This is a genomic window from Mesorhizobium sp. M7D.F.Ca.US.004.01.2.1 (assembly GCF_003997785.1).
Taxonomy (GTDB): Bacteria; Pseudomonadota; Alphaproteobacteria; order Rhizobiales; family Rhizobiaceae; genus Mesorhizobium; species Mesorhizobium loti.
This window is the reverse complement of the sequence record NZ_RZRQ01000041.1, coordinates 1-20,936: the sequence shown is the minus strand read 5'-3', so window position 1 is coordinate 20,936 and position 20,936 is coordinate 1. Positions and strand designations below refer to the sequence as shown.

18 protein-coding genes and 2 pseudogenes are annotated in these 20,936 nt (G+C 61.5%); 7 read left to right on the top strand and 13 right to left on the bottom strand.

Features of this window, described 5'->3' with window-relative positions:
• Positions 1-2 precede the first annotated feature (2 nt).
• A complete protein-coding gene (locus EN993_RS09195) occupies positions 3-419 on the top strand; it encodes a GFA family protein (protein WP_127263011.1) in 417 nt (138 codons plus the stop codon).
• A gap of 24 nt (positions 420-443) precedes the next feature.
• On the opposite strand, the gene EN993_RS09190 is transcribed toward EN993_RS09195, so the two are convergent.
• The 9 genes from EN993_RS09190 to EN993_RS36975 all read right to left on the bottom strand — a co-directional run bounded on the left by EN993_RS09190 (position 444) and on the right by EN993_RS36975 (position 8,556).
• Positions 444-1,706 (bottom strand): low temperature requirement protein A, encoded by a 1,263-nt coding sequence (locus EN993_RS09190; RefSeq protein WP_206438768.1) that lies wholly within the window; start codon positions 1,704-1,706, stop codon positions 444-446.
• A gap of 67 nt (positions 1,707-1,773) precedes the next feature.
• The gene (locus tag EN993_RS09185) at positions 1,774-2,841 is read right to left on the bottom strand and encodes a D-alanine:D-lactate ligase-like protein (RefSeq protein WP_127263010.1); all 1,068 of its coding nucleotides are present in this window, start codon (positions 2,839-2,841) and stop codon (positions 1,774-1,776) included.
• A gap of 129 nt (positions 2,842-2,970) precedes the next feature.
• A complete protein-coding gene (locus EN993_RS09180; RefSeq protein WP_127263009.1) occupies positions 2,971-3,852 on the bottom strand; it encodes an SMP-30/gluconolactonase/LRE family protein in 882 nt (293 codons plus the stop codon).
• A complete protein-coding gene (locus EN993_RS09175) occupies positions 3,852-4,490 on the bottom strand; it encodes a 2-dehydro-3-deoxy-6-phosphogalactonate aldolase (protein ID WP_127263008.1) in 639 nt (212 codons plus the stop codon). Before EN993_RS09175 ends, EN993_RS09180 begins: the two co-directional genes overlap by 1 nt.
• Complete coding sequence (locus tag EN993_RS09170) at positions 4,487-5,446, bottom strand: 2-dehydro-3-deoxygalactonokinase (protein ID WP_109667524.1); 960 nt, start codon at positions 5,444-5,446, stop codon at positions 4,487-4,489. The genes EN993_RS09175 and EN993_RS09170 overlap by 4 nt, the downstream gene beginning before the upstream one ends.
• Entirely contained in the window at positions 5,443-6,210 is a 768-nt protein-coding gene (locus tag EN993_RS09165; protein ID WP_109667526.1) for an SDR family oxidoreductase, read from the bottom strand. Before EN993_RS09165 ends, EN993_RS09170 begins: the two co-directional genes overlap by 4 nt.
• Positions 6,211-6,480: 270 nt before the next feature.
• The gene (locus EN993_RS09160; RefSeq protein WP_109667529.1) at positions 6,481-7,830 is read right to left on the bottom strand and encodes an EAL domain-containing protein; all 1,350 of its coding nucleotides are present in this window, start codon (positions 7,828-7,830) and stop codon (positions 6,481-6,483) included.
• 184 nt (positions 7,831-8,014) lie between these two features.
• The gene (locus EN993_RS09155; protein WP_127263007.1) at positions 8,015-8,413 is read right to left on the bottom strand and encodes a GtrA family protein; all 399 of its coding nucleotides are present in this window, start codon (positions 8,411-8,413) and stop codon (positions 8,015-8,017) included.
• A complete protein-coding gene (locus EN993_RS36975) occupies positions 8,410-8,556 on the bottom strand; it encodes a hypothetical protein (protein ID WP_164548507.1) in 147 nt (48 codons plus the stop codon). The genes EN993_RS09155 and EN993_RS36975 overlap by 4 nt, the downstream gene beginning before the upstream one ends.
• Before the next feature lie 250 nt (positions 8,557-8,806).
• Here EN993_RS36975 and gshB point away from each other — a divergent pair, with 250 nt between their 5' ends.
• The 4 genes and pseudogenes from gshB to EN993_RS09135 all read left to right on the top strand — a co-directional run bounded on the left by gshB (position 8,807) and on the right by EN993_RS09135 (position 12,715).
• Positions 8,807-9,748 (top strand): glutathione synthase, encoded by a 942-nt coding sequence (gshB, locus tag EN993_RS09150; protein WP_127263006.1) that lies wholly within the window; start codon positions 8,807-8,809, stop codon positions 9,746-9,748.
• Between the two features lie 184 nt (positions 9,749-9,932).
• Positions 9,933-10,580 (top strand): annotated as a pseudogene (locus EN993_RS09145) (magnesium chelatase domain-containing protein); the annotation flags it as partial.
• Positions 10,581-10,866: 286 nt separating this feature from the next.
• On the top strand, positions 10,867-11,643 hold the full coding sequence (locus EN993_RS09140; RefSeq protein WP_127263005.1) for a hypothetical protein: 777 nt from the start codon (positions 10,867-10,869) through the stop codon (positions 11,641-11,643).
• A 121-nt stretch (positions 11,644-11,764) separates the two neighbouring features.
• Entirely contained in the window at positions 11,765-12,715 is a 951-nt protein-coding gene (locus tag EN993_RS09135; RefSeq protein ID WP_127263004.1) for an HNH endonuclease, read from the top strand.
• A 962-nt stretch (positions 12,716-13,677) separates the two neighbouring features.
• Here the strand turns inward: EN993_RS09135 and EN993_RS09125 are convergent.
• Positions 13,678-14,028 (bottom strand): hypothetical protein, encoded by a 351-nt coding sequence (locus tag EN993_RS09125; RefSeq protein WP_206532358.1) that lies wholly within the window; start codon positions 14,026-14,028, stop codon positions 13,678-13,680.
• Entirely contained in the window at positions 14,028-14,915 is an 888-nt protein-coding gene (locus EN993_RS09120) for a recombinase family protein (RefSeq protein WP_164757588.1), read from the bottom strand. The genes EN993_RS09125 and EN993_RS09120 overlap by 1 nt, the downstream gene beginning before the upstream one ends.
• Before the next feature lie 36 nt (positions 14,916-14,951).
• Here EN993_RS09120 and EN993_RS09115 point away from each other — a divergent pair.
• Both EN993_RS09115 and EN993_RS09110 read left to right on the top strand, forming a co-directional pair.
• Positions 14,952-15,854: pseudogene (locus EN993_RS09115) on the top strand (ATP-binding protein); the annotation flags it as partial.
• 345 nt (positions 15,855-16,199) lie between these two features.
• Positions 16,200-16,739 carry a J domain-containing protein gene (locus EN993_RS09110; protein WP_127263001.1) on the top strand — a complete coding sequence of 180 codons (540 nt, stop codon included), beginning with the start codon at positions 16,200-16,202 and terminating at the stop codon, positions 16,737-16,739.
• A gap of 170 nt (positions 16,740-16,909) precedes the next feature.
• Here EN993_RS09110 and EN993_RS09105 read toward each other — a convergent pair whose 3' ends face one another.
• On the bottom strand, positions 16,910-18,487 hold the full coding sequence (locus EN993_RS09105) for a DUF262 domain-containing protein (protein WP_127263000.1): 1,578 nt from the start codon (positions 18,485-18,487) through the stop codon (positions 16,910-16,912).
• A gap of 106 nt (positions 18,488-18,593) precedes the next feature.
• On the bottom strand, positions 18,594-20,762 hold the full coding sequence (locus tag EN993_RS09100; protein ID WP_127262999.1) for a malate synthase G: 2,169 nt from the start codon (positions 20,760-20,762) through the stop codon (positions 18,594-18,596).
• Positions 20,763-20,936 lie beyond the last annotated feature (174 nt).

Sequence of the window (20,936 nt, the reverse complement as noted above, 5' to 3'; positions counted from 1 at the left end):
CAATGACCAAACGCTATATAGGCGGCTGCGCATGTGGAGCCATTCGCTATGAGACGAGCGGCGAGCCTATCTTCCAGAACCATTGCCAATGCCTGGATTGCCAGAAGCGCGCCGGTACCGGCCACGGATCCTACCTGACCTTTGGCCGGCGCGCCGATATGGCAATTACGGGCGAGGCGAGCACCTGGCGGGTGGCCGGCGACAGCGGCAACGAGAAGATCCACGCCTTCTGTCCGACCTGCGGAGCGCCGGTCTTCCTGACATTCGCCGCCATGCCGGAGCTGATCGCGGTCCACGCCACCAGCCTTGACGACCCCAGCGTTTTCGAGCCGCAGGTGGTCACCTACACGATCCGCGGCCATGGCTGGGATACGATCGATCGCTCGCTGCAGGCATTCGAGCGAATGCCACACGGATAAATGCTCGAGCAAACCCGCGGTCGGCTAATGCCGTGTCGAGTGCTCGTCGCTGGCGAGTGCTTCCGCCTGGTGGCGGTGCCCGAGCATTTCGTAGCCGACGATGGTGACGGCCGGCGCCAGCATCAGGATGATCAGGCAGATGGCCATATCGACGCCGGCGAGCGCTGCGAGAATGGCAAGGGCCACGACCGCCGCGGTCGCGAGCAGCAGCCAGATGTGGAACGGATCGAAGCGCTGAACGAGATAGGTGTAGAGCGCATAGACCGCCGCCAGGAAGACGGCGACAGGAACAGCGGTGGCGAGCAGTGTCGCAAGTGGGCCGATATGCGCCTTGTGCTCGATGAAATAGGCCGCGACGTGCAGCCCGGCGCCGGTCGCGACGATTGCCGCGACAACCAGCATCTGCCCGTAACCCCAGACGAAGGCGCGATTGCGGTGGGCATGCAGGATCGGCGCTGAGGGCAGCATGTAGTAGACCCACCACATGCCGAAGGTGAGCCCGGTGCCGGCGATGCAGACCAGTGCCGCATCCACGGTCCAGCCCTGTTCCTCGACCACGGCGGACAGGGTGGCGAGGGTGCCGACGACCCCCTCACCCAAAGCGATGATGGCAAACAGGCTGTAGCGCTCGGCCATATGGTGCGCATGCCAGGGCGTGCCGCCATCCTTGCCTTCCGCGATCACCGGCCCCGCCATTTCGATCAGCCCGAGAATGACGGCGAGGATGATGCTGGTGCCGACCGGGAAATCGACGATGATCTGCACCACCCAGCCGATCTGAGCGACCGCAATTGCCGTGGCGTAGGTCAGGCAGGCGCGACGTCGGACAGGGTCCTGCCTGAAGGCACGCAGCCACTGGAAGATCATCGCCACCCGCATGATGACATAGCCCAGCACCATCACCGAATTGTTGAGGTGCTCGCCGTGCTCGATGGAAGCGAACATGCGTGGCAGGCCGAGCGCCAGCACCAGCACCCCGATCATCTGCACCATGGTGACGAGCCGGAAAATCCAGTCGTCGGTGTCATAGGCGGAAGAGAACCAGGAGAAATTGATCCAGGCCCAGCAAATGGCAAAGCTGGCGAACGCGAAGCCGAGCAAGGCCGCCGAGTAATGGCCTTCGGCCAGCGCATGGGCGAGTTGCGATGAGGCAAAGCTGAACGCCGTCACGAAGGTCAGGTCGAACAGAAGCTCGAGCGGCGTCGCGACACGATGCACCTCATGCGGATCGCGCCCGGCCATGCGCCTGACATGATGGTGGAGGGCTTCGACTGATGTTGTGTTCATCGCGCGGCCTTTGCTAGGGAGCGTTGGCCGACACTAGAGGCAGGGCGAAAGCCGTCAAGGCACGCAGCTATCGGTTGACGCCGATCAGCCGGCTCGCCGCGGTTTCGGCCATGGCATCGGCCAGCTCGAGGCCCCATTGCTGGCGGCAGTAGGCGCGGAAATCGAAGCAAGGCAGGCCGGGGCAAACCTCGAACTCGATGAGGTGGACGGTGTCGTCGGCCTCGACCCTGAGATCGATGGAAAACACGTCGCGCAGGCCGAGCCCGCCCATCAGCCGCTCGGCGATCGCGCGGATCCCGGCGTCGGCGACCGGCTGGCTGTCGGCAACCGCAACGAGTTCCGGTTCGGCATAATGTCCCGCCGCTTTCGCGACCTCGCCGGTGTCGCCGTAGAGCGCCAGGCTGTCCGCCATGGTCTGGAAATCGGCGCCTGAATCGACAAAGGCCACGCCAAGCGCTTCGACCCCGGCGCCCGGCACCAGGCCGAGGAAACTGGCGCGCACGTTGCGGCCGGCGACATAGGGCTGGACGACGACATCATCGCGATAGGCCGAAAACACGCGCCGGCTGAGCTCCAAAGCGTGACCGAGATCGCTACAGCGCGAATCCGCCCAGATGCCGATCTTGGCGCCAAGCCGGTTGGGCTTGACGAACCAGCCGGCGGCAGAGGCAGGCGGCTCGACCAGCCATTGGCCATCGCGCGCAAGACCGGCCTGCGGCACCGGCAGGCCGAGTGCGCCAAGCACGGCGCCGGAGCGGAACTTGTCCTGGCAGAGCGCGAACAGCGCATCGTCGGCGCCGATCGTCTTGAAGCCGCCCAGTCGCGCCAAAGCGGGTGCCGCGCCGCCCCGGAAATAGGCAATGCCGTCGGTCAGCGTCCAGACCAGTGTTGTGCTGGGATGCTCACCGGCGAGGACGCTTGCGGCGTCGTCCAGTGCCACAGGTGTGAACGACAGGCCGCGTGCCTGGCAGGCGCGGCCAAGCGCATCGAATTCAGGAGCGAGATCGGTCGACTGTGCCAGATAGGACGCGATTTCGGCGGCACACTCCGGCGCATGACCGTCGGCGACCAGACGGTCGAAACAAGCCTTTTCCGGCTCATGGACGAGGATCAGTCTTGGCTTGTGGCTCGACATGAAATGAACGATTCCCGGCAGTGCGATTGCCTACCATCGCATGGTGAAGGCAATCGGCTCTCGCGAAACCGACACGGCGCGGGCGCTTGCGTGACAGCACCGGCGTCGAATCAGAAAGTCTGGCCTTGTTCAGGCGATCAGCACGTGCGGCTCGAAGCGGCCGTTGACGGGAATGTCGAGCAGAAATGTCATGCCGCCCTGCAGATCCAGCAGGCGCTGCTTCTCATCCTTGCCCGACCAGGCTGAGGTGACCGCCAGCCGGTCGGCCTTGGCGCCGACAAAGGCCGGGCAGGATGGCTGCGTCACCGGCATGGCGACCGTGCGGACGAGCTTGCCGTCGGGTCCATAGGCTTCGATGACGCTGCCGCCCCAGACGGCGTTCCACAGGATGCCGTCGCGGTCGAGCACGGACCCATCGATATAGCCCTTGGCCGAGCGGTGATCGACGAACACCTTCGGCTCACCGGCAGGCAGGCCGGTCGCCGGATCGCAGGCGACGCGCATCAGCAGCCCGGTCGAGGTGTCGGTGTAATAAGCGATCGTGCCATCTTCGGAAAAACAGATCGAGTTCGACACGGTGATGTCCGAAAACAGGCGGCGCAGTTCGCCCTTGAAAAACCAGTAGATCGAACCGGCGCCCTTTTCCTCCTTCTTGCCCATCGTGCCCATCCACAGGGCACCGCAGGGATGGACCCGGGAATCGTTGGAGCGCGTGACCGGATTGTCGGCCTCGACAGGCGTGTGCAGCGTCAGTTTGCCGGTCGCGACATCGCGGACATAAAGGCCGGTCTCGGCGGCGATCAGCTGGCGCTTCTCGTCGATGACGGCGATGGCGCTCGCCATCCGGTCAAGCTCATGGACTGTGGTCGCGCCGCCGGACAGCTGCTTTTCCAGAAGCTGGCTGTTGACGATGTCGAACCAGAACAGCGTATCGGTGGTGGGATCGTAGCTCGGCCCTTCGCCGAGCTGGCAGACGTGATCGGAAAAAACCGAAACGATCGCTTCGCTCATCATGCTTCTCCGAACACCGCATCCCAGGCCGTGACGGCGGCGAGTGCACGCGCCGCCACCTCGTCGACGCTCATGCCGGGCTTGAACAGGCTGGAGCCAAGCCCGAAGGCCGTCACGCCGGCGGCCTTGTAGCCGGCAAAATCTTTTTCGGAGACGCCACCGACGGCGCCGACCACTGTTTGCGCCGGCAACACCGCGCGCATCGCGGAAATGCCGGCAGCACCCAGCACGCTCGCCGGGAAGAATTTGAGGGCCGAGGCACCAAGCTTGATCGCCAGGAAGGCCTCGGTCGGCGTGAGCACGCCGGGCATCGTCACCATGCCGTAGTGCATCGCACGCGCCATCACCTCGGCATCGATGTTGGGGCTGACCAGCAGCCGCCCGCCGGCCTTGTACAAACCATCGACATCGGCTGGCGTCAGCACCGTGCCGGCGCCGACCAGGGCTGTTTTCGGAAGCACTTCCACAATCCCAGCGATCGACGAAAACGGCTCCGGTGAGTTCAGCGGCACTTCGATCGCCTCGATGCCGGCATCGAACAGTGCCTGGCCGATAGCGATCGCTTCACTCGGCTTGAGGCCACGCAGGATGGCGACCAGCCCGCGCTTGAGCTTGGGGAAAGGTGCGGTCTGGCTCATCGGGCTGCTCCAATTCTGGCGATCATGCCGTTCTCGCGCGCCGCCTCGACGAGGCCGGCACGCACCGCCTCATCGGCGTCAACGGTCCGAACCTCAAACCCCGCAAGACCAAGTGCGGCCTGGTAGAGCGCGGCCAGCGCGCCGGAGGCAACCAGCACGACAGGTTCCGCACCGGCGCCGTGACGGCGGCTGGCCGAGGCGATCTCGCCACCGATCAGAAGGCCGGACAGGCAGGCTGCGGCATCGTCGGCTTTCAGGTCCTGCAGCAGGCCGGCGGCGCGGATGGAAAACAGCCGCGAGGTGACATCGCCGCCTTCGCCCAATGCGGTTTCGCACCAGCGGCGGAAGAACGGATTGTCCGATGTGACCGGCTTGGGGTGCTCGCCGAGCGAATGGCGCAGGATCGAATGCGCGGCAAGCACCGAGAACAGCTCGCCGGTCGGCCAGGTGCCGAAGCCGACAACGGCGCCGTCCTCGACCAGCACCCATTTCGAATGGGTGCCGGGCATGCAGACCAGCTGGCGTCCCCTGGCCGGCAGGCCAGCGCCAGCGAGCTGGGTTTCCTCGCCGCGCATGACGTCGGGCGCATCGGCCAAGCGCTGGGCAAGGCCCGGAACGATGCGGATGTCGCGGCTTTGCCCAGGCACCTTGGCAGCACCGCCGAGAATGGCACTGAGTGGCGCCGGCACGGTGACATAGGGCGCCTCCAGCCAGCCCTGTCGGGAACCGGCCATGCCGCAGATGATGACGGGCAGCGCTTCCGGTGCTCCCATCGCCGCCAGATGCCCTTCGAGAATGGTTGCAAAACCCTTCTGTTGCGCGGTGATCAGGCCATCATCGCCGCGGCGTTCGGCCAGCATCTTGCCTTGCCCGTCGATCAGCCAGACCCGCATGCGGGTTGTGCCCCAGTCGACAGCGGCTACCGCCGGCGCGTTGCTGGCAAACCCTGGGCTCACAGGAAACCTCCATCGACGATCAGCATCTGCGCGGTCAGCATGCGCGAGGCGTCCGAGGCGAGGAACAGCACGGTGCCGACGATGTCGTCCGGTTGCATCACCTGCTTGATGCATTGCTTGGCGACATGGGCGGCAAGCGCCTGTTCGGTCACCCAGAGCTCCTTCTGCCGCTCGGTGATCACCCAGCCGGGCGCAATGGCGTTGACGCGGATGCCGTCCACGCCGAGCTTGCCGGCCAGCCCCTTGGTCAGACCCAGGATGCCGGCCTTGGCGGCGGTGTAGGACGGCATGTCGGGGTGGTTGATGAGATAGGATGTCGAGGTGAAGTTGATGATCGAGCCGCCGCCGGCCCGCTTCATGCCCGGCGCCACCGCTTGCGCGGTGAAGAAGTGCGGCCGCAGATTGATCGCCTGGTTGTTGTCCCAGAACTCCACCGTCACGTCCTCGACGGCGTGGCGCTCGTCCCAAGCGGCATTGTTGATCAGCACGGTGACATCGCCATGCGCCTCGGCGGCCTTCGCGGCGGATGCCCGCAAGGCCTCGATGTCGCGCAGGTCGGTCTTGAGATAGAGCGGCCGCTTGCCGAATTCTTTTTCGATGCGGTCGGCGAGTATCGTGCTCGGGCCGTCGGCGATGTCGACGAAGGCGACATTGGCGCCCTGGCGCACAAACCCCTCGGTCAGTGCCGCGCCAATTCCGGAGCCGCCGCCGGTAATCAGCACCGAGGCTCCTTCGAGGTCGGCAAAATGCGCCGATGGCATCATCGTTCTTGTCTCCCAGCGCATGACCCCGAAAATCGGATCGATTTTCGGAAAGGGATCATGCGCAAAATGTAAATTGCTACAGCGTCCTTTGCACGTCCAAGAGGACGCGCGGCGCTGTAGTCGTGACCGGCGCGCATCCTAGCCACGCAAGGCGCGCGGGCAAGGGCGAACCGTCGAATTTCAGGGCTTATGTCAGACAAAACGACAATGCGCCGCACCGGGTGCGCACAGCGGCACCGTCGGGATTGCGGACCGCGGGGGAATCGCCGGTCAGATCGCCTTGGCGCGCAAGGCGCCGCGGAAGGAATCGCGGAGATAGCCGAGCGTGGCGTCGGCGTCGACCGGCTTGCCGAACAGATAGCCTTGCCCGCCGGCGCAGCCGAATTGGACCAGGCGGTCGGCCTGCGCTTCCTGCTCGATGCCTTCGGCGACGACGTCCATGCCAAGCCCCTCGCACATGGCGAGAATGGCGCGGATGATGTGTTCGGACGGCCTGTCATCGAGAATGGAGGAGACGAAGGCGCGGTCGATCTTGAGCTTGTCGAAATGGAATTCGCGCAGACGGCCGAGCGAGGACTGGCCGGTGCCGAAATCGTCGAGCGAAACGCGGATGCCGACGCGGCGCAGATCCTCGACGATCTGCGCGGCCGAAGCCGGGTCGTTCATCAGGCCGGTCTCGGTGATCTCGATCTCCAGCCGGCGCGGATCGAAGCCGGTGCGGTCGAGGATCGCCAGTATGTGCAGGCCGGTGTTCTGGTCGACGAGCTGCGAGGGCGACAGGTTGAACGACAGGAACAGGTCCTTCGGCCAGCTTCTGGCGGCTTCGGTCGCCTTGCGCAGTACCAGCTGCGACAGCGGGCCGATGATGCCGCGCTCCTCGGCGATGGGAATGAAGACCGTGGGCGGCACCGAGCCAAGGTCGCGATCGGTCCACCGCGCCAGCGTCTCGAAGCCGATGGTGCGGCGCGTGTTGAGGTCGACGATCGGCTGGAAATGCGGCTCCACCTCGCCGGCCGAGACGGCGCGACGCAGCGCCTGTTCGATGCGGGTGACGCGCTTGGCCGCTTCTTCCATCTCGCGGGTGTAGACAACGACACGGCCACGGCCGGAACGCTTGGCATGGTAGAGCGCCGTCTCTGCCTTGTTGATGAGGATCTCGGTGGTCTCGTCGCCGGAATAGAACAGCGAGCAGCCGACCGAGGCCGAAAGCCTGGCGGTGCGTTCGCCGACATCATAGGGCGCCGACAGTATCTCGATCAGCATGCGGGACTTTTCGGCCGCTGCATCCTCGCTGAACACCAGGGGATAGAGAAAGGCGAACTCGTCGGCGCCGATGCGGCAGACCGTTGAGTGGCCGTCCATCGAGGCGCGCAACCGCATGGCGACCTGGATCAGGATGTCGTCGCCGGCCTTGTGGCCGAACAAATCGTTGATCGGCTTGAAGCCGTCGAGGTCGAGAATACCGACGGTAAAGGGTGCGGGATCGTCGGCACGGTCGCTGATCAGGCGATCGACCTTGTCGAAGAAGCGGCGATGGTTGCCAAGCCCGGTCAACGGATCTGTGAATGCCAGATCCGTGCTCTCCCTGTTTGCCTGACCGGTGCCAAACGAAGTTTGCATCGGTGTCCCTGTTTTGTGACGTCGGAATTTATTTCGAGACTGGCAGCAAACCCTTTAGGAAACGTATCGCGAAATCGATTTTTCGCGGCTAAGCGGCGTCATGTGCACGGGGACCGATGCGAGGGTCGGCGCGGGTCGGCGACAGTCCCTCCACAAGGCGAAAAAACGACGCGCAAAAAACGCGCTAGCCGCGCGTCGGAAACACCCATTGCAACGACATGACGTAGCTCACCGCGCCTGCGGCAACCGTCGTCAGCGCCGACATGGCGAGCGCTGACAAGCCGAAACGCGTGACCGCCAGGTGCGACACCAGGCCCGAAAACAGAGCGCATCCGAGCTGCAGCGCAAGATAGCGCGGCATGGCGCTGACGTGATCGTGCTGGCCGCCGAATGTCCAGCCGCGCTGTGCGCTATAGGCAACAACAACGGCAATCGCATAGGCGACGACACTACCGATGAAGGGCGAAAGGCCCAGCGACACCAGGAGCCACGACAGAACGAAGAACAGCAATGCGGCGCCGACGCCGACCGTCAGGAATCGGAACAGGCGTGTCTGGACAAAGGCCGGCAATGCTTCGCTCATGCGTCGCGCGCCGGCAGCTGGTTGGCCGGCAAGTCATCGGCGGGTAGGTCATCGACCAGTAAGTCATCGTTGGGGCATGGCATCAGGATTGTGAGTTCGAGCTGTCTGGTTGCGGCGGCGCGGATGGCGGTGACGGCGTTCATGGTCGTTGTTCCATCGAGTGCCCGGGGCTGCGTCAACACTGCCGGGCGCATTCGGGGCTTACCTTTGCACGGCTAGGCTTAAGAAAGCGATGACGCGCTGTTCGCCTTGTTTCCAGATGGCCGGGGCAGATCGGACGCTGGCTCGGGTTTGCGACTTCTGATGCCAATCTTCAAAATGTCGCGATTGGCAGACGGGCAGTGAGCCTGTACAGGCAAGACAGTCGCCCATCCGAGCCGCCGGAGACCCGCCATGAAGCTGAAAATCGCCGTCCAGATGGACCACATCTCCACCGTGTCGATCGCCGGCGACACCTCGTTCGCGCTGTCGCTGGAGGCGCAGCAGCGCGGCCATCAGCTGTTCCACTACACGCCCGACCGGCTGTCGTTGCGCGACGGCAAGGTGTTTGCCCGCATCGAGGAGATGCAGGTGCGCGACGAGAAGGGAGCCCATTATTCGCTGGGCGAGCAGGTACGCACCGATCTCGCGGAAATGGACGTCGTCCTGCTGCGCCAGGATCCGCCCTTCGACATGAACTACATCACCACCACGCACATCCTGGAGCGCATCCATCCCGGGACATTGGTGGTCAACGACCCGGCCTGGGTGCGCAACAGCCCGGAAAAGATCTTCGTCACCGAGTTTTCCGACCTGATGCCGGACACGCTGATCACCAAGGATCCGCTCGAAGTTGCCGCCTTCCGCAAGGAGTTCGGCGACATCATCGTCAAGCCGCTCTACGGCAATGGCGGCGCCGGCATCTTCCATCTGCACGAGGCCGACCGCAACCTTGCCTCGCTGCTCGAAATGTTCGGCCAGATGTTCCGCGAACCCTATATCGTGCAGCGCTACCTCAAGGACGTGCGCAAGGGCGACAAGCGCATCATCCTGATCGACGGCGAGCCGGTCGGCGCCATCAACCGGGTGCCGGCCGAGCATGATTCCCGCTCCAACATGCATGTCGGCGGCCGCGCCGAAAAAACCGAACTGACAGAACGCGAGCGCGAGATCTGCGCCCGCATCGGACCGTCGCTGAAGGAGCGCGGCTTCATCCTCGTCGGCATCGACGTCATCGGCGACTACATGACCGAGATCAACGTGACCTCGCCCACCGGCGTGCGCGAGGTCAAGCGCTTCGGCGGCGCCGACATCGCCAGCCTGTTCTGGGACGCGGTCGAGGACAAGCGGAAGTAACCCGTTTTCACTTTGTCTTAACCATGTTCCGTTTTTGCAACCGGGCTCAATTCGGCTGCAACCTGCGCGCTCATGTGTTCCCGTAATGTTCTTGATTTGACCAGAGAATTGTGATTGTCTCCCCGAGGGGGCCATTCCTGGCCTGATCGCACGGGCTGGGGCCAGCCTAAATTGGGGTTGCACGATGGTGGCGCGGGTTCGCACGGTCGCTTTCCAGGGCATCGAGGCCGTGCCGGTCGACGTGCAGGTGATGATCGCGCCCGGCAAGGTCAACATGCACATCGTCGGCCTCGCCGACAAGGCGGTGGCCGAAAGCCGCGAGCGCGTGCAGGCAGCACTTCATGCTTCCGGCCTGTCGATGCCGTCGAAGAAGGTTACGGTCAATCTGGCGCCCGCCGATCTGCCCAAGGAAGGCAGCCATTACGATCTGCCGATCGCGCTTGGCCTGATGGCCGCCCTTGGCGCCATTCCGGGCGACATGCTGGCCGGCTATGTCGTGCTTGGCGAATTGTCGCTCGACGGCACGATTGCCGCCGTCGCCGGCGCCTTGCCGGCGGCGATCGCCGCCAATGCCGAGGGCAAGGGCTTGATCTGCCCGTTCGCCTGCGGGCCGGAAGCGGCCTGGGCGGGCAAGGATTTCGACATCCTGGCGCCGCGCAGCCTGATCGCCATCGCCAACCATTTTCGCGGCACGCAGGTGCTGTCGCGACCGGAAGCCGGCATCCACGCCGCGGCGCGCGACCTACCCGATCTCGCCGACATCAAGGGCCAGGAGACCGCCAAGCGGGCGCTGGAAGTGGCGGCCGCCGGTGGTCATAATCTGCTCCTGTTGTGAACGAAAGACCCTTGCAGAATTGTTTAGGGTTCATCAGTTCCCTGCCCAGCGTCCGCTGTGCGTTCTGGCATCACCAAATGACCCAAGAGAGCGCACGGCGAAGGCCCACCGAGCCGATGACGTCGTGGATTTATTCTCATAGTAAAGTCGATAGCACGACACGACACTACGCTTGACTTGATAGCGTCATGACGCGGCCGAATTGTTCGGTTTTTCGCACGGCCAAATTGAAGTTCTAAATAAATTGTCGTACCTCAGCTGATTGCGAAGCTAAGGGGGCAAAATGTCATTCGACGCAAAGGTATTCAAAATTCTGATCGCCAGTCCGGGCGACGTGGACGAAGAGCGGCAGGCCATACCGGAAGTAATTTCTCGATGGAACAATACTAATGCGGAAGCTAACGCGGTTGTCCTGTTGCCAGTTAAGTGGGAGACACACTCCGCTCCCTTGATGGGGGACCGCCCGCAACGAGTGATTAACAACCAGATTGTCACATCTTGCGACATGGCGATTGGTGTTTTCTGGACCCGACTTGGGTCACCTACTGGGGTAAGCGAGAGTGGGACTGCAGAAGAGATTGAGTGGTTCATCGAGAATGGCAGGCCAGTCATGGTTTACTTCTCATCTCGGCGCATCGATCCCACCAAGCTCGACATCGACCAGTATAAATCACTTAAAGACTTCGAGATCAGGATGCAGAAGATAGGACTAACTGGTTCTTACACAAGCCTTGAAGATTTTCGTGAGCAACTATTTAACCAATTAAGCATTAATGTTCGTACTCTTCTTACAGGATCGGCCTTGTCTCGGCCATCACCCGAGGTTTTTAAGGAACGCGTTGCTTCCATCAAGAAGATTTCTAAGAAGGGCAAGGTCTACATGGAGGACTACGAAAAAGATGGTGAGGTGCGATCATTCGTTGTTAAAGGTGATACCAAGCCATTGAAGGAAGGCTTGAAGGACATTGGCGGTCGTTGGAATGGAACGTTGCAGGGGTGGGTATTTTCTAAGACGAAGGAAATCGAGGTCGCCGAGTATTTGAAATCCAATGCGGTCTAAGCGCCATGAAGAGGTCTAAGGCTTGCAGCTGCAAGTCTGATGACGAAAGACCCTTATAGGCCTTGGGCGCCGACCGGTCAGGCGTAGTGCCGCCACAGCCCAATCGTCAGGAAGGTCAACAATGATGTACCTTGAGATGTCCCGTGACGACGCCCATGGGGGAGGCTCGTGGGGCTTCACCAAATGTGTATGGGCGCCGGTCCACAAGGAGAACGGAAGCTCTTGGCCCTTCTGGAGCAAAGTTGGAGACATCAAGGCGGGTGACGTCGTCCTCCATCTGCGCGGCGTCCCTCCTAATGCGGAGTTTGTGGGATATTCGATCGCAACAACAGACGGCTCTGCGGCCCTCGATCGCCCGCCCGAGCCAAAGGGATGGTCTTTCTCCGCAGCTTTCTACCGCGCTGAACTTGGGCAGTTTACTTCGTTTGAAGCCCCCATCAATCTCAACGAGCTATTTAGAACAAGACGAGAGCCCCTTGAGGTGTACTTCGAGCGGAACAGAGCGAGGGGCGCTGATAGGCGCAACGTATTCTTCGTGAGGCAAGCGGGTAGGCTTCAGTGCCTCAATGGTGCCTACCTCAGTGAGGTCGACGATGATCTCTTTGAGGCTTTGTTCGACGAGCGGCTGCAGCCGTCAACAGGCCAAAGCGTCGCCGTAGTCAAAACGGCCTCAGTATTATCCGAGGCAAGGCGGCGGGTGGGACAACAGGAGTTTGCCAAAGGAATCAGAGCATCTTACGGAGGGAGGTGTTGCTTCCCCGGCTGTACGGTCGACGATGATCGCTTCTTGGTCGCTTCCCACATAGCGCGCTGGAGCGATAACCCGTCCCTGCGAGGCCACATTGGTAATGGTCTGTACCTTTGCCTCACTCACGACAGGGCTTTTGAGCTCGGCCTCTATACGCTCGACAAAGAGTTCCGCGTACATATCAACGCGGCTAAGGAGGGTTCATCAGTGTTGGCGGCCATGGCCAAATGGAATGGTGAACAGGTCCGACTTGGTACCACTTTGCCGCTTCACGATGCCCTGCTAGAACATTGGATTAGAACGGGTACCGACCCGATGAATTGAACCGAAGTAGCTTCATTGCGAGGCGAGCGCGCAGACCGTGCGATGTTTGTTCCTGGCTCGGGGGCGCGTGCCTCTGAGCTGTCATGCTGGTTTCTTCCCGCCAGTTACCAGAGTGGCGGGGGGATGCTTCTCGACCAGCAACTCACAGGCCTTCTCGAGCTCCTCGCCTATGTGCCTAAGAACTCGTCCTCGTGACCTCGGGTAGACGTGAAGGTCTGTGGAAGTGGGACCCTCACCCCAGCGCTTGTGCGTTCCTGAGGCCATTTTGTGGATCAGCTTAGCCGCCTGCACTCGCTTGAACTCAGCCTTGCGTTCTGCCTGCGGATCGCCGCGGATGACCATTTCGATTGCGAGCCACGCCGCCACTATCCGCCGAGGATCGACAGCTGCCTTTCGCAGCCTCGCCCAAGCGGCCTTGGCGCGCTCCTGCGGTGATAGCCCGCGCAACCGGAAAGCCTCCACATGAGGCCCTGAGGTCTGCAGCAGGGTGGCTACACGGTCGACTGCATTGGCGACATAATTGTCGCTACGGTTCGCCTCAAGCCACGCGAGCGCAGCGACCCTATATGGGACGATTTCTCGAGCCCGGTACGAGGCTTGGTAAGGGCTCCCGTGACGCGCGTTGTGGTCGGCATGAGACCGGCAGAACCGCGTGTCGAGCCCGTCCCCGGTGCCCGCACGGGCTGGCCTGCTGCACCCCACCACTCGGCATCGGGTGAACATCGCGCTTGGCTCTGTAGCCCTGGCCTTGACCTCAGCTTTGCGTTCGCGTTTGCGGACTAGTTTCGCGGTCAATCTCGAGTCCCCCTTAGGGGAGCGCCGGGTGAACACCTACTCATGCACTGAGGCTCCACATGAGGGGAAGTGAGGGGTATCAGGGACAGGATAGACACCTAACGAGACAAGGGGCGAAGGGACGTAGGAGCGAGAGACATGCAGATGAAGGTCGGCTGCACAAGAGGTTAGACCCCCGCCCCGGTGACGATCCCCTCGACACCTGTCATCTGTTGGAAGACCGAGAGCATGGCGTCCTTGGCTGTAGCGGCAGTGGACTCAGGCACCATAAGCGCGTCGTGGATCGGTAGTGCAGTGATCCTGTTGGCCTTCATGAGTAGCAACAGCTCAACCATGATCTGGCTCTCAATGAACTGGACATCGTGCCCTATGCCGCAGTGGAAGCGATCTTTTATCAGGGGATGCTTCGACTCGATAGCATCAACGACCCCGGCGATCTTGTCACCCCTGCGGAACAGCTTGCGTGTGAACTGGGGGAAGCGTTCAAGGCGCTTGTCGGCGAAGATCATTGCGCTCATCACTCGCTTGCCCGCTCGAATGTTTCGCGGTCTACCGCCGCCGGGAAATAGCCTTCCACAGCCTCGGTCGGGATACGCCGCTTTCTGCCGCCGATCCTCTCTACCCGATGGGGCGTATGCACTCCGATTACGGACGGGTCCGCCAGCATCTTCTTGATATAGGATCGGTGCCACATCTTGCCCCGACGGAACACCGGGACGCCTTCGCGGTTCAACATCTGCGCTATCGCGTGTTGCCCCTCGCCGACCAAGGTCAGGTTGAATACTCGGCGGACCACTTCGGCTCGTTCGGGTATCAAATCAAACCCACTCCGATCTTCGCGAAGCCGAACCCAGCCAGGGCTTAGCCTCGTCATGGGTGTGCCCCGTTCCTTCAACTTCAGCCGCTTGCCATGCCACGCGGCACGAAGGAGTTCCTGCTTACGAGCGCTCTCATCATTCGCCCGGATGAAACCAATGATTATCTCGAAGATTGCAAACTGATTCTCGCGGAGGCTCTCCCTAGAGTACGCGCGCTCGTTGCTGAGAGTGACGATGGTAATCCCAGCAGAAAGAAGGCCTGTAAAGACCGCCTGAGCGTCCAAAATATTGTCTCGGGAAATGCGGTCGAAGTTCTCCACCAGAAGGCAGCTGCCGGGCTTGATGTCACCCGACCGAACCAGGGAGAGGAAGTCACCAAGAGCGCCTACGGCAACGTTTGCACCTCCAAAGGCTGACAAGCCGAGGTCACGGAACGTCGTCTTATCGTCGAGAATGAGGTTGTGTTTTGCAGCGTATTTTGCGGCCTTGTCAGTCTGCCGACGTAAGCTGTCGCCGGCGGCCTGTTCCGGTGTAGAAAATCGCACGTATGAGTAGGCTCGGCGTCGTGTGCTGTCGATCTTCTTCATGGGTGTACGCCTTACTCCAACTGGGGGTCTATCGTCCATAGCATGCTGATGATCGGGCCACCGGGATCGGGAAAATCGATGCTGGCGCAGCGGCTGCCTTCGATCCTTCCGCCGCTGGCGCCGAAGGAACTGCTCGAAGTGTCGATGATCGCCTCGGTGGCCGGCGAACTCGGCGAAGGCAAGCTGACCGACCGGCGGCCGTTCCGCGCGCCGCACCATTCGGCCTCGATGGCGGCCATGGTTGGCGGTGGCATCCGCGCGCGGCCGGGCGAAGTGTCGCTCGCCCATCACGGCGTGCTGTTCCTCGACGAATTTCCCGAGTTCACGCCGCAGACGCTCGATGCGCTGCGCCAGCCGCTGGAGACCGGCGACTGCATGATCGCGCGGGCCAACCATCGCGTCACCTACCCGGCGCGCATCCAGCTGGTTGCGGCGATGAACCCGTGCCGATGCGGCATGGCCGGCGAGCCGGGCTATCGCTGCCTGCGCGGCGACCGCTGCCGCACCGACTACCAGGCGCGCATCTCAGGCCCGCTGCTCGACCGCATCGATCTCAGGATCGAAGTGCCGGCGGTCTCGGCCAGCGACCTGATCCGACCGGACCGGGCGGAGAAAAGTGCCGATGTGGCGCTGCGCGTGGCGCGTGCCCGCACCATCCAGCGCGAACGCTTCGAACGGCTCGGCGCTACCCGAGCCACCACCAACGCGCATTGCGCGCCGTCGGTCATCGAGGAGATCGCCATGCCTGACGCCGCCGGCCTGTCGCTGCTCAAGGACGCCAGCGAGAAGCTCGCCTTTTCGGCGCGGGCCTACCACCGCGTGTTGAAGGTCGCGAGAACACTGGCCGATCTTGACGCCAGCGAAACCGTCGGCCGCATCCATCTGGCCGAAGCGATTTCTTATCGGATGAGTTCGGAGCGGGTGGCGCAGGCGGCGTAAGTCACCTGCCTGCTGATGGCCGTGCTTGCGGTTGTGGGTTTTGGTCCTGCCGGCGAAATCTGGCAGTACGCGATCTCGCGACAAGCTGACCCTGCCACGTTGCCTTCCGCGATCACGCCATAACCGCCACCCAGCGAATCGACCATCTCTGCAGTGCGGCGGACCTGATTGTCCGCTTGGCCGGCGTCCTCACCACCCAACGGCCCCCACCGAACGGGCGCCGGCCATTTTCTTCCTCTTCCAGAAGCGTGGCCGTTATCGACGCCGGACTTAAGTCTGGGCTTCTGCTTTGGATGTTCTTTATTTAGACAATGCGAATATGATTGCGGTTGAGGGTGTACCGCTATGTTCATTGACTACTACGAAGTTTTGGAAGTTAGCCCGAATGCCAACTCGGAAACGCTGGAGCGCATATTTCGCTATTTTGCGATGCGCTATCATCCAGACAATCAACAGACTGGCGATGAAGCCCGCTTCAGCGAAATCGTGGAAGCCCACAATACGCTCAAGGATCCAGTCAAGCGCGCTCAATACGACATCGCGTACAGAGACCATGCCGGCCTTCGCCGCGAGTTGACCGAGGAAGCCAGCAACACCAAAGGCATCGAGCGGGATGCTGTGATCCAGGCCAAACTGCTGTCGCTGCTTTACGCAAAGCGCCGCCACGACGTCACCGATCCTGGGATCGGAGATGTAGAGCTCGAACGATTGTCAGGCTGTCCGCGAGAACATCTCGAGTTTCATCTCTGGTATCTGAAAGCGAAAGGCTGGATAGCAAGAGTGGAAAACGGGACGATCGCGATTACGGTGGAAGGCGTGGACCGCGCCAATTCCGAATACCGTCGCGATCCCACCATTCGGCTCCTGAACCATACAGCTTCCTAAACGCCCTATCTCCGCGCGGAAGCCAGGTCGAAGACCATTCACGGCATCGATGGTCGACCCGGTGACAGCGCGGGCCGAGGACCCTGTCGAACCGCGCGGCACGCTTAGGCTGAATTTGAGGCTGCTGCAATACGAGGTTCCGTCGCCACCTGGTATTGGTGGTTTGGGCGCTAGTTTTCAACGGTACTATTGCAGAATGGATGCTGCATTATAGCATTTGAAAGATTCCCCGATCCGCCATCCCGTTTAGGGCGCCTGTGGCCCACTTGCATGCCATTTCTGTGCATGAGACCTCCACAAGTTGGACATTTCGGCGCAGATGGCAACGCATCCCGAATGAATGCCGCGCCCTTTACGTCTCGTGAGAACGATCCGCCCTCAAGGTCGAGCTCGTCAGGACTAGTAATTAGAAATTCGAATTCTGGCATGTCTCTAAGTATTTTTGCGACCTCTGACGCTGACAGTCCCTTGCTCAAATGCTCGACAATCGCTTTGTAGAAAGCAATCGCACGAGGTCTGCTGCGAACGCCACTTCCCAATTTTCTGACCGCTTCACTCATGCCGCGGTTTACCATCAGAAATTCTTCAAATTTTGCTCTAACCTTTGTGAAGGCAATAAAATCACCGGTGTCCCAGTCGCGAAATAGCGACAGGAATGTCAGAAGTGAGGATGCAGAGAATGTTCCACTTCTGCCATAGAAATATAGCGCAGGATGTAAGCCAAGGGACGAGGGATTGGTCGAGCAAAGTCGCCAGATTGCGGCCCTTACCTTCACAAGATAATCTACAGTCTTTGCCCCATCTTGGTCGACGTCTAGAGATTCCTCCCTGGTCGTCCCCTTATAGCTAGAGTCTTTGACTTGAACTCGATTGGCCAAATTCACCAGATCAAAAACAAGCGGCAACGCTTGTGGGCCGTAACCCTGTCCTGCAACAGGCAAGTCGAGCGTTTTGATTGGAAGAGATATCGTAGGCTCGAAGAGCAAAGCTGATATTTCGCGGCCAAGATCCTCTATTGCCCTTTGGGACTCTTCAGCAAATTTCTTCCAATAATTGTGGCCCGTGCCAGCCCTCAAGATCGCCCGAGCCGCTAGGGCTGTTGAGGAACGCCTGGCGGCGAGGATACGGCGCTCCGTCGCATCTATCTTCGTGCCTCCCTGATTGATTCGGAAAAAGGCTTTCTCCGCTTTGTCATGGTCGGCGTTTCTGATCCATTGGGCTGGGATTTCTTGCCATCCGATTCTAGCCGCCCTCTCAGCAACATCCGGGCGGGAGTTCTGCGGGTACTCGATAGCCATTTTGTGATCGGCATATGAGCCAATTGATAGCGCCGCCAAGTCTCTCGTTCTTTTTGCTGCTACCTGCTGGTCATCCGGAATTGCATTCTGGAAAAAATGCCTGGACACCTCCCCATCGCCGTAGTCGTTATGAACCCATGCAATAAGGGCGCTCAGGCGGTGCGCGCCATCTATGACGAAAACATTCTGGCCTGCCCGCCAAAGGATAACAGCGGGTATCAAATCTTTACGAGCAAACGTCCCAATAAGATCGGCGACCTGTTCTGGACTCCAATTCGCAGTCTCTCTTTGAAAATCCGGTTTCCGCAGTGCGGGATACAGAAAGCCTTTTGGCTCCAGACCCGCGATAGACAAAGAACTTATGTCTTCGCCTACCTCCCCCGGAGCGGCTAAATCCTCCCGGCGGATGAGTGCGTCCAAATTTACAATATTAGTTGTCGCAATAGCCATAGAATCGTCCTCCTGCTGCGAGGACTTACCTCACTTCGCGGCGACAGAACAGTTTTGCGAGCGAGTGTGATTTATAGTGATACGGGAACCTTCGGTTACCCGTGGCCTATTTTTGCTTCGCCTTCAGTTCCAGCCTGCGCGCGTGCAGCACCGGCTCGGTGTAGCCGTTGGGCTGGACGCGGCCCTTGAAGACCAGGTCGCAGGCGGCGAGGAAGGCGATCGAGTTGTCGAAGTCGGCCGCCATCGGCTGGTAGAGCGGGTCGCCAACATTCTGCAGGTCGACGATGGCCGCCATGCGCCGCAGGGAATCCATCACCTGGATGCGCGAGCAGACGTCGTGGTGCAGCCAGTTGGCGATGTGCTGCGAGGAGATGCGCAGCGTGGCGCGGTCTTCCATCAGGCCGACGTCGTTGATGTCAGGCACCTTTGAGCAACCGACGCCCTGGTCGATCCAGCGCACGACATAGCCCAAGATGCCTTGCGCGTTGTTGTCGAGTTCGCGCTGGATCTCGTCGGGAGTCCAGTTCGGCCTGACCGCGACCGGCACCGACAGGATGTCGTCGAGTTTCGCCTTGGGCCGGCTCTTCAGCGCGGCCTGCACGACATGGACATCGACCTTGTGATAGTGGGTGGCGTGCAGCGTCGCCGCCGTCGGCGACGGCACCCAGGCGGTGTTGGCGCCGGCCTTGGGATGGGCGATCTTCTGTTCCAGCATCGCCGCCATCAGATCCGGCATCGCCCACATGCCCTTGCCGATCTGGGCATGGCCCGCCAGCCCGCATTCCAGCCCGGTGTCGACATTCCACGCCTCGTAGGCGGAAATCCAGGCGGCCTGCTTCATGTCGCCCTTGCGGATCATCGGGCCGGCTTCCATCGAGGTGTGGATCTCGTCGCCAGTGCGGTCGAGAAACCCAGTGTTGATGAAAACCACGCGTTCCCTGGCGGCGCGGATCGCTTCCTTGAGGTTGACGGTGGTGCGCCGCTCCTCGTCCATGATGCCCATCTTGATGGTATTCTTGGCCATGCCGAGCAGGGCCTCGACACGGTCGAATATCTCGACGGCGAAGGCGACTTCCTCAGGCCCATGCATCTTGGGTTTCACGACATACATCGAGCCAGCGCGGGAGTTCATGCGCCGCCCCTTCGGCCCGACGTCATGCAGCGCGATCAGAGCGGTCATCGCCGCATCCATAATGCCTTCCGGAACCTCGTTGCCGTCGCGGTCAAGGATCGCCGGGTTGGTCATGAGGTGGCCGACATTCCTGACCAGCATCAGCGAGCGGCCGGGCACGGTCAGCGTGCCGCCGGCGGGCGCGCTGTAGGAGCGGTCGGGATTGAGCTTGCGGACAAAACTCTTGCCGCCCTTGGTGATTTCTTCCGCCAGGTCACCCTTCATCAGGCCGAGCCAGTTGCGGTAGACGACGACCTTGTCCTCAGCATCCACCGCGGCGACCGAATCCTCGCAGTCCTGGATGGTGGTCAGCGCCGATTCCAGGATGACATCGGCGATGCCCGCCGGATCGGTGCGGCCGATCTGGTTGTCGCGGTCGATCACGATCTCGATGTGCAGGCCGTTGCGCACAAGCAGCACCGCATCGGGATTGGCGGCGTCGCCACGGTAGCCGACGAATTGCTTCGGGTTGGCCAGCGTGGTCGAGCCGGCACCGGCACTCAGCCGCAACCCGCCTTGCGCCAGCGACAGACCGTTGACCCCGGCCCATTTGCCCGAGGTGAGCGGGGCAGCCTCGTCGAGAAAGGTCTTCGTCCAGGCAACGACCTTGGCACCGCGCGCCGGGTTGAAGCTCTTGCCCTTTTCGGCGCCGTCGGTTTCGGGAATGGCGTCGGTGCCGTAGAGCGCATCGTAGAGCGAGCCCCAGCGCGCATTGGCGGCGTTGAGCGCATAGCGGGCATTCATGACCGGCACGACCAGCTGCGGGCCTGCAATGACTGATATTTCCGGGTCAACATTGTCGGTCGACACGCTGAAGGCCGGGCCTTCCGGAACGATATAGCCGATCTCCTTCAGGAAGCCTTTGTAGGCTTCCATATCGACGGGGGCGCCGTGGTCGCGATACCAGCCGTCGAGCTTCTCCTGCATGGCGTCGCGTTTCGCCAGCAGTGCCCGGTTCTTCGGCGCCAAATCATGGACGATGGCCGAAAACCCGTTCCAGAAGGCGTCCGCTTCGATGCCGGTGCCGGGCAGCGCTTCCTTGGCCACGAACTCATGCAGCTCGCGGGCAATCCGCAATCCGGCGATCTCGATGCGATCGGTCATCAGGCTACTCCAGATGAAAGGCTTTGCGGGCCTTTGGCATGTCAGGTCTGGCGGGTCAATTCAGCTTAGGGTGAAGGTGGGTGTTTTTGGCGAGCGGCGACGCTGCCGATCTCCCCCCTTGAGGGGGAGATGGCCGGCAGGCCAGAGGGGGTCGCCGGACGTAAGGCGCTAGCC

Bases quoted from the DNA above. Each gene is read 5' to 3' on its own strand.
- EN993_RS09175 (WP_127263008.1), bottom strand. From the start codon at position 4,490: ATGAGCCAGACCGCACCTTTCCCCAAGCTCAAGCGCGGGCTGGTCGCC.
- EN993_RS09105 (WP_127263000.1), bottom strand. From the start codon at position 18,487: ATGGCTATTGCGACAACTAATATTGTAAATTTGGACGCACTCATCCGC.
- EN993_RS09190 (WP_206438768.1), bottom strand. From the start codon at position 1,706: ATGAACACAACATCAGTCGAAGCCCTCCACCATCATGTCAGGCGCATG.
- EN993_RS09165 (WP_109667526.1), bottom strand. From the start codon at position 6,210: ATGATGCCATCGGCGCATTTTGCCGACCTCGAAGGAGCCTCGGTGCTG.
- EN993_RS09140 (WP_127263005.1), top strand. From the start codon at position 10,867: ATGTCATTCGACGCAAAGGTATTCAAAATTCTGATCGCCAGTCCGGGC.
- EN993_RS09185 (WP_127263010.1), bottom strand. From the start codon at position 2,841: ATGTCGAGCCACAAGCCAAGACTGATCCTCGTCCATGAGCCGGAAAAG.
- EN993_RS09195 (WP_127263011.1), top strand. From the start codon at position 3: ATGACCAAACGCTATATAGGCGGCTGCGCATGTGGAGCCATTCGCTAT.
- EN993_RS09125 (WP_206532358.1), bottom strand. From the start codon at position 14,028: ATGAGCGCAATGATCTTCGCCGACAAGCGCCTTGAACGCTTCCCCCAG.
- EN993_RS36975 (WP_164548507.1), bottom strand. From the start codon at position 8,556: ATGAACGCCGTCACCGCCATCCGCGCCGCCGCAACCAGACAGCTCGAA.
- gshB (WP_127263006.1), top strand. From the start codon at position 8,807: ATGAAGCTGAAAATCGCCGTCCAGATGGACCACATCTCCACCGTGTCG.
- EN993_RS09160 (WP_109667529.1), bottom strand. From the start codon at position 7,830: ATGCAAACTTCGTTTGGCACCGGTCAGGCAAACAGGGAGAGCACGGAT.
- EN993_RS09100 (WP_127262999.1), bottom strand. From the start codon at position 20,762: ATGACCGATCGCATCGAGATCGCCGGATTGCGGATTGCCCGCGAGCTG.
- EN993_RS09180 (WP_127263009.1), bottom strand. From the start codon at position 3,852: ATGAGCGAAGCGATCGTTTCGGTTTTTTCCGATCACGTCTGCCAGCTC.
- EN993_RS09110 (WP_127263001.1), top strand. From the start codon at position 16,200: ATGTTCATTGACTACTACGAAGTTTTGGAAGTTAGCCCGAATGCCAAC.
- EN993_RS09155 (WP_127263007.1), bottom strand. From the start codon at position 8,413: ATGAGCGAAGCATTGCCGGCCTTTGTCCAGACACGCCTGTTCCGATTC.
- EN993_RS09120 (WP_164757588.1), bottom strand. From the start codon at position 14,915: ATGAAGAAGATCGACAGCACACGACGCCGAGCCTACTCATACGTGCGA.
- EN993_RS09135 (WP_127263004.1), top strand. From the start codon at position 11,765: ATGATGTACCTTGAGATGTCCCGTGACGACGCCCATGGGGGAGGCTCG.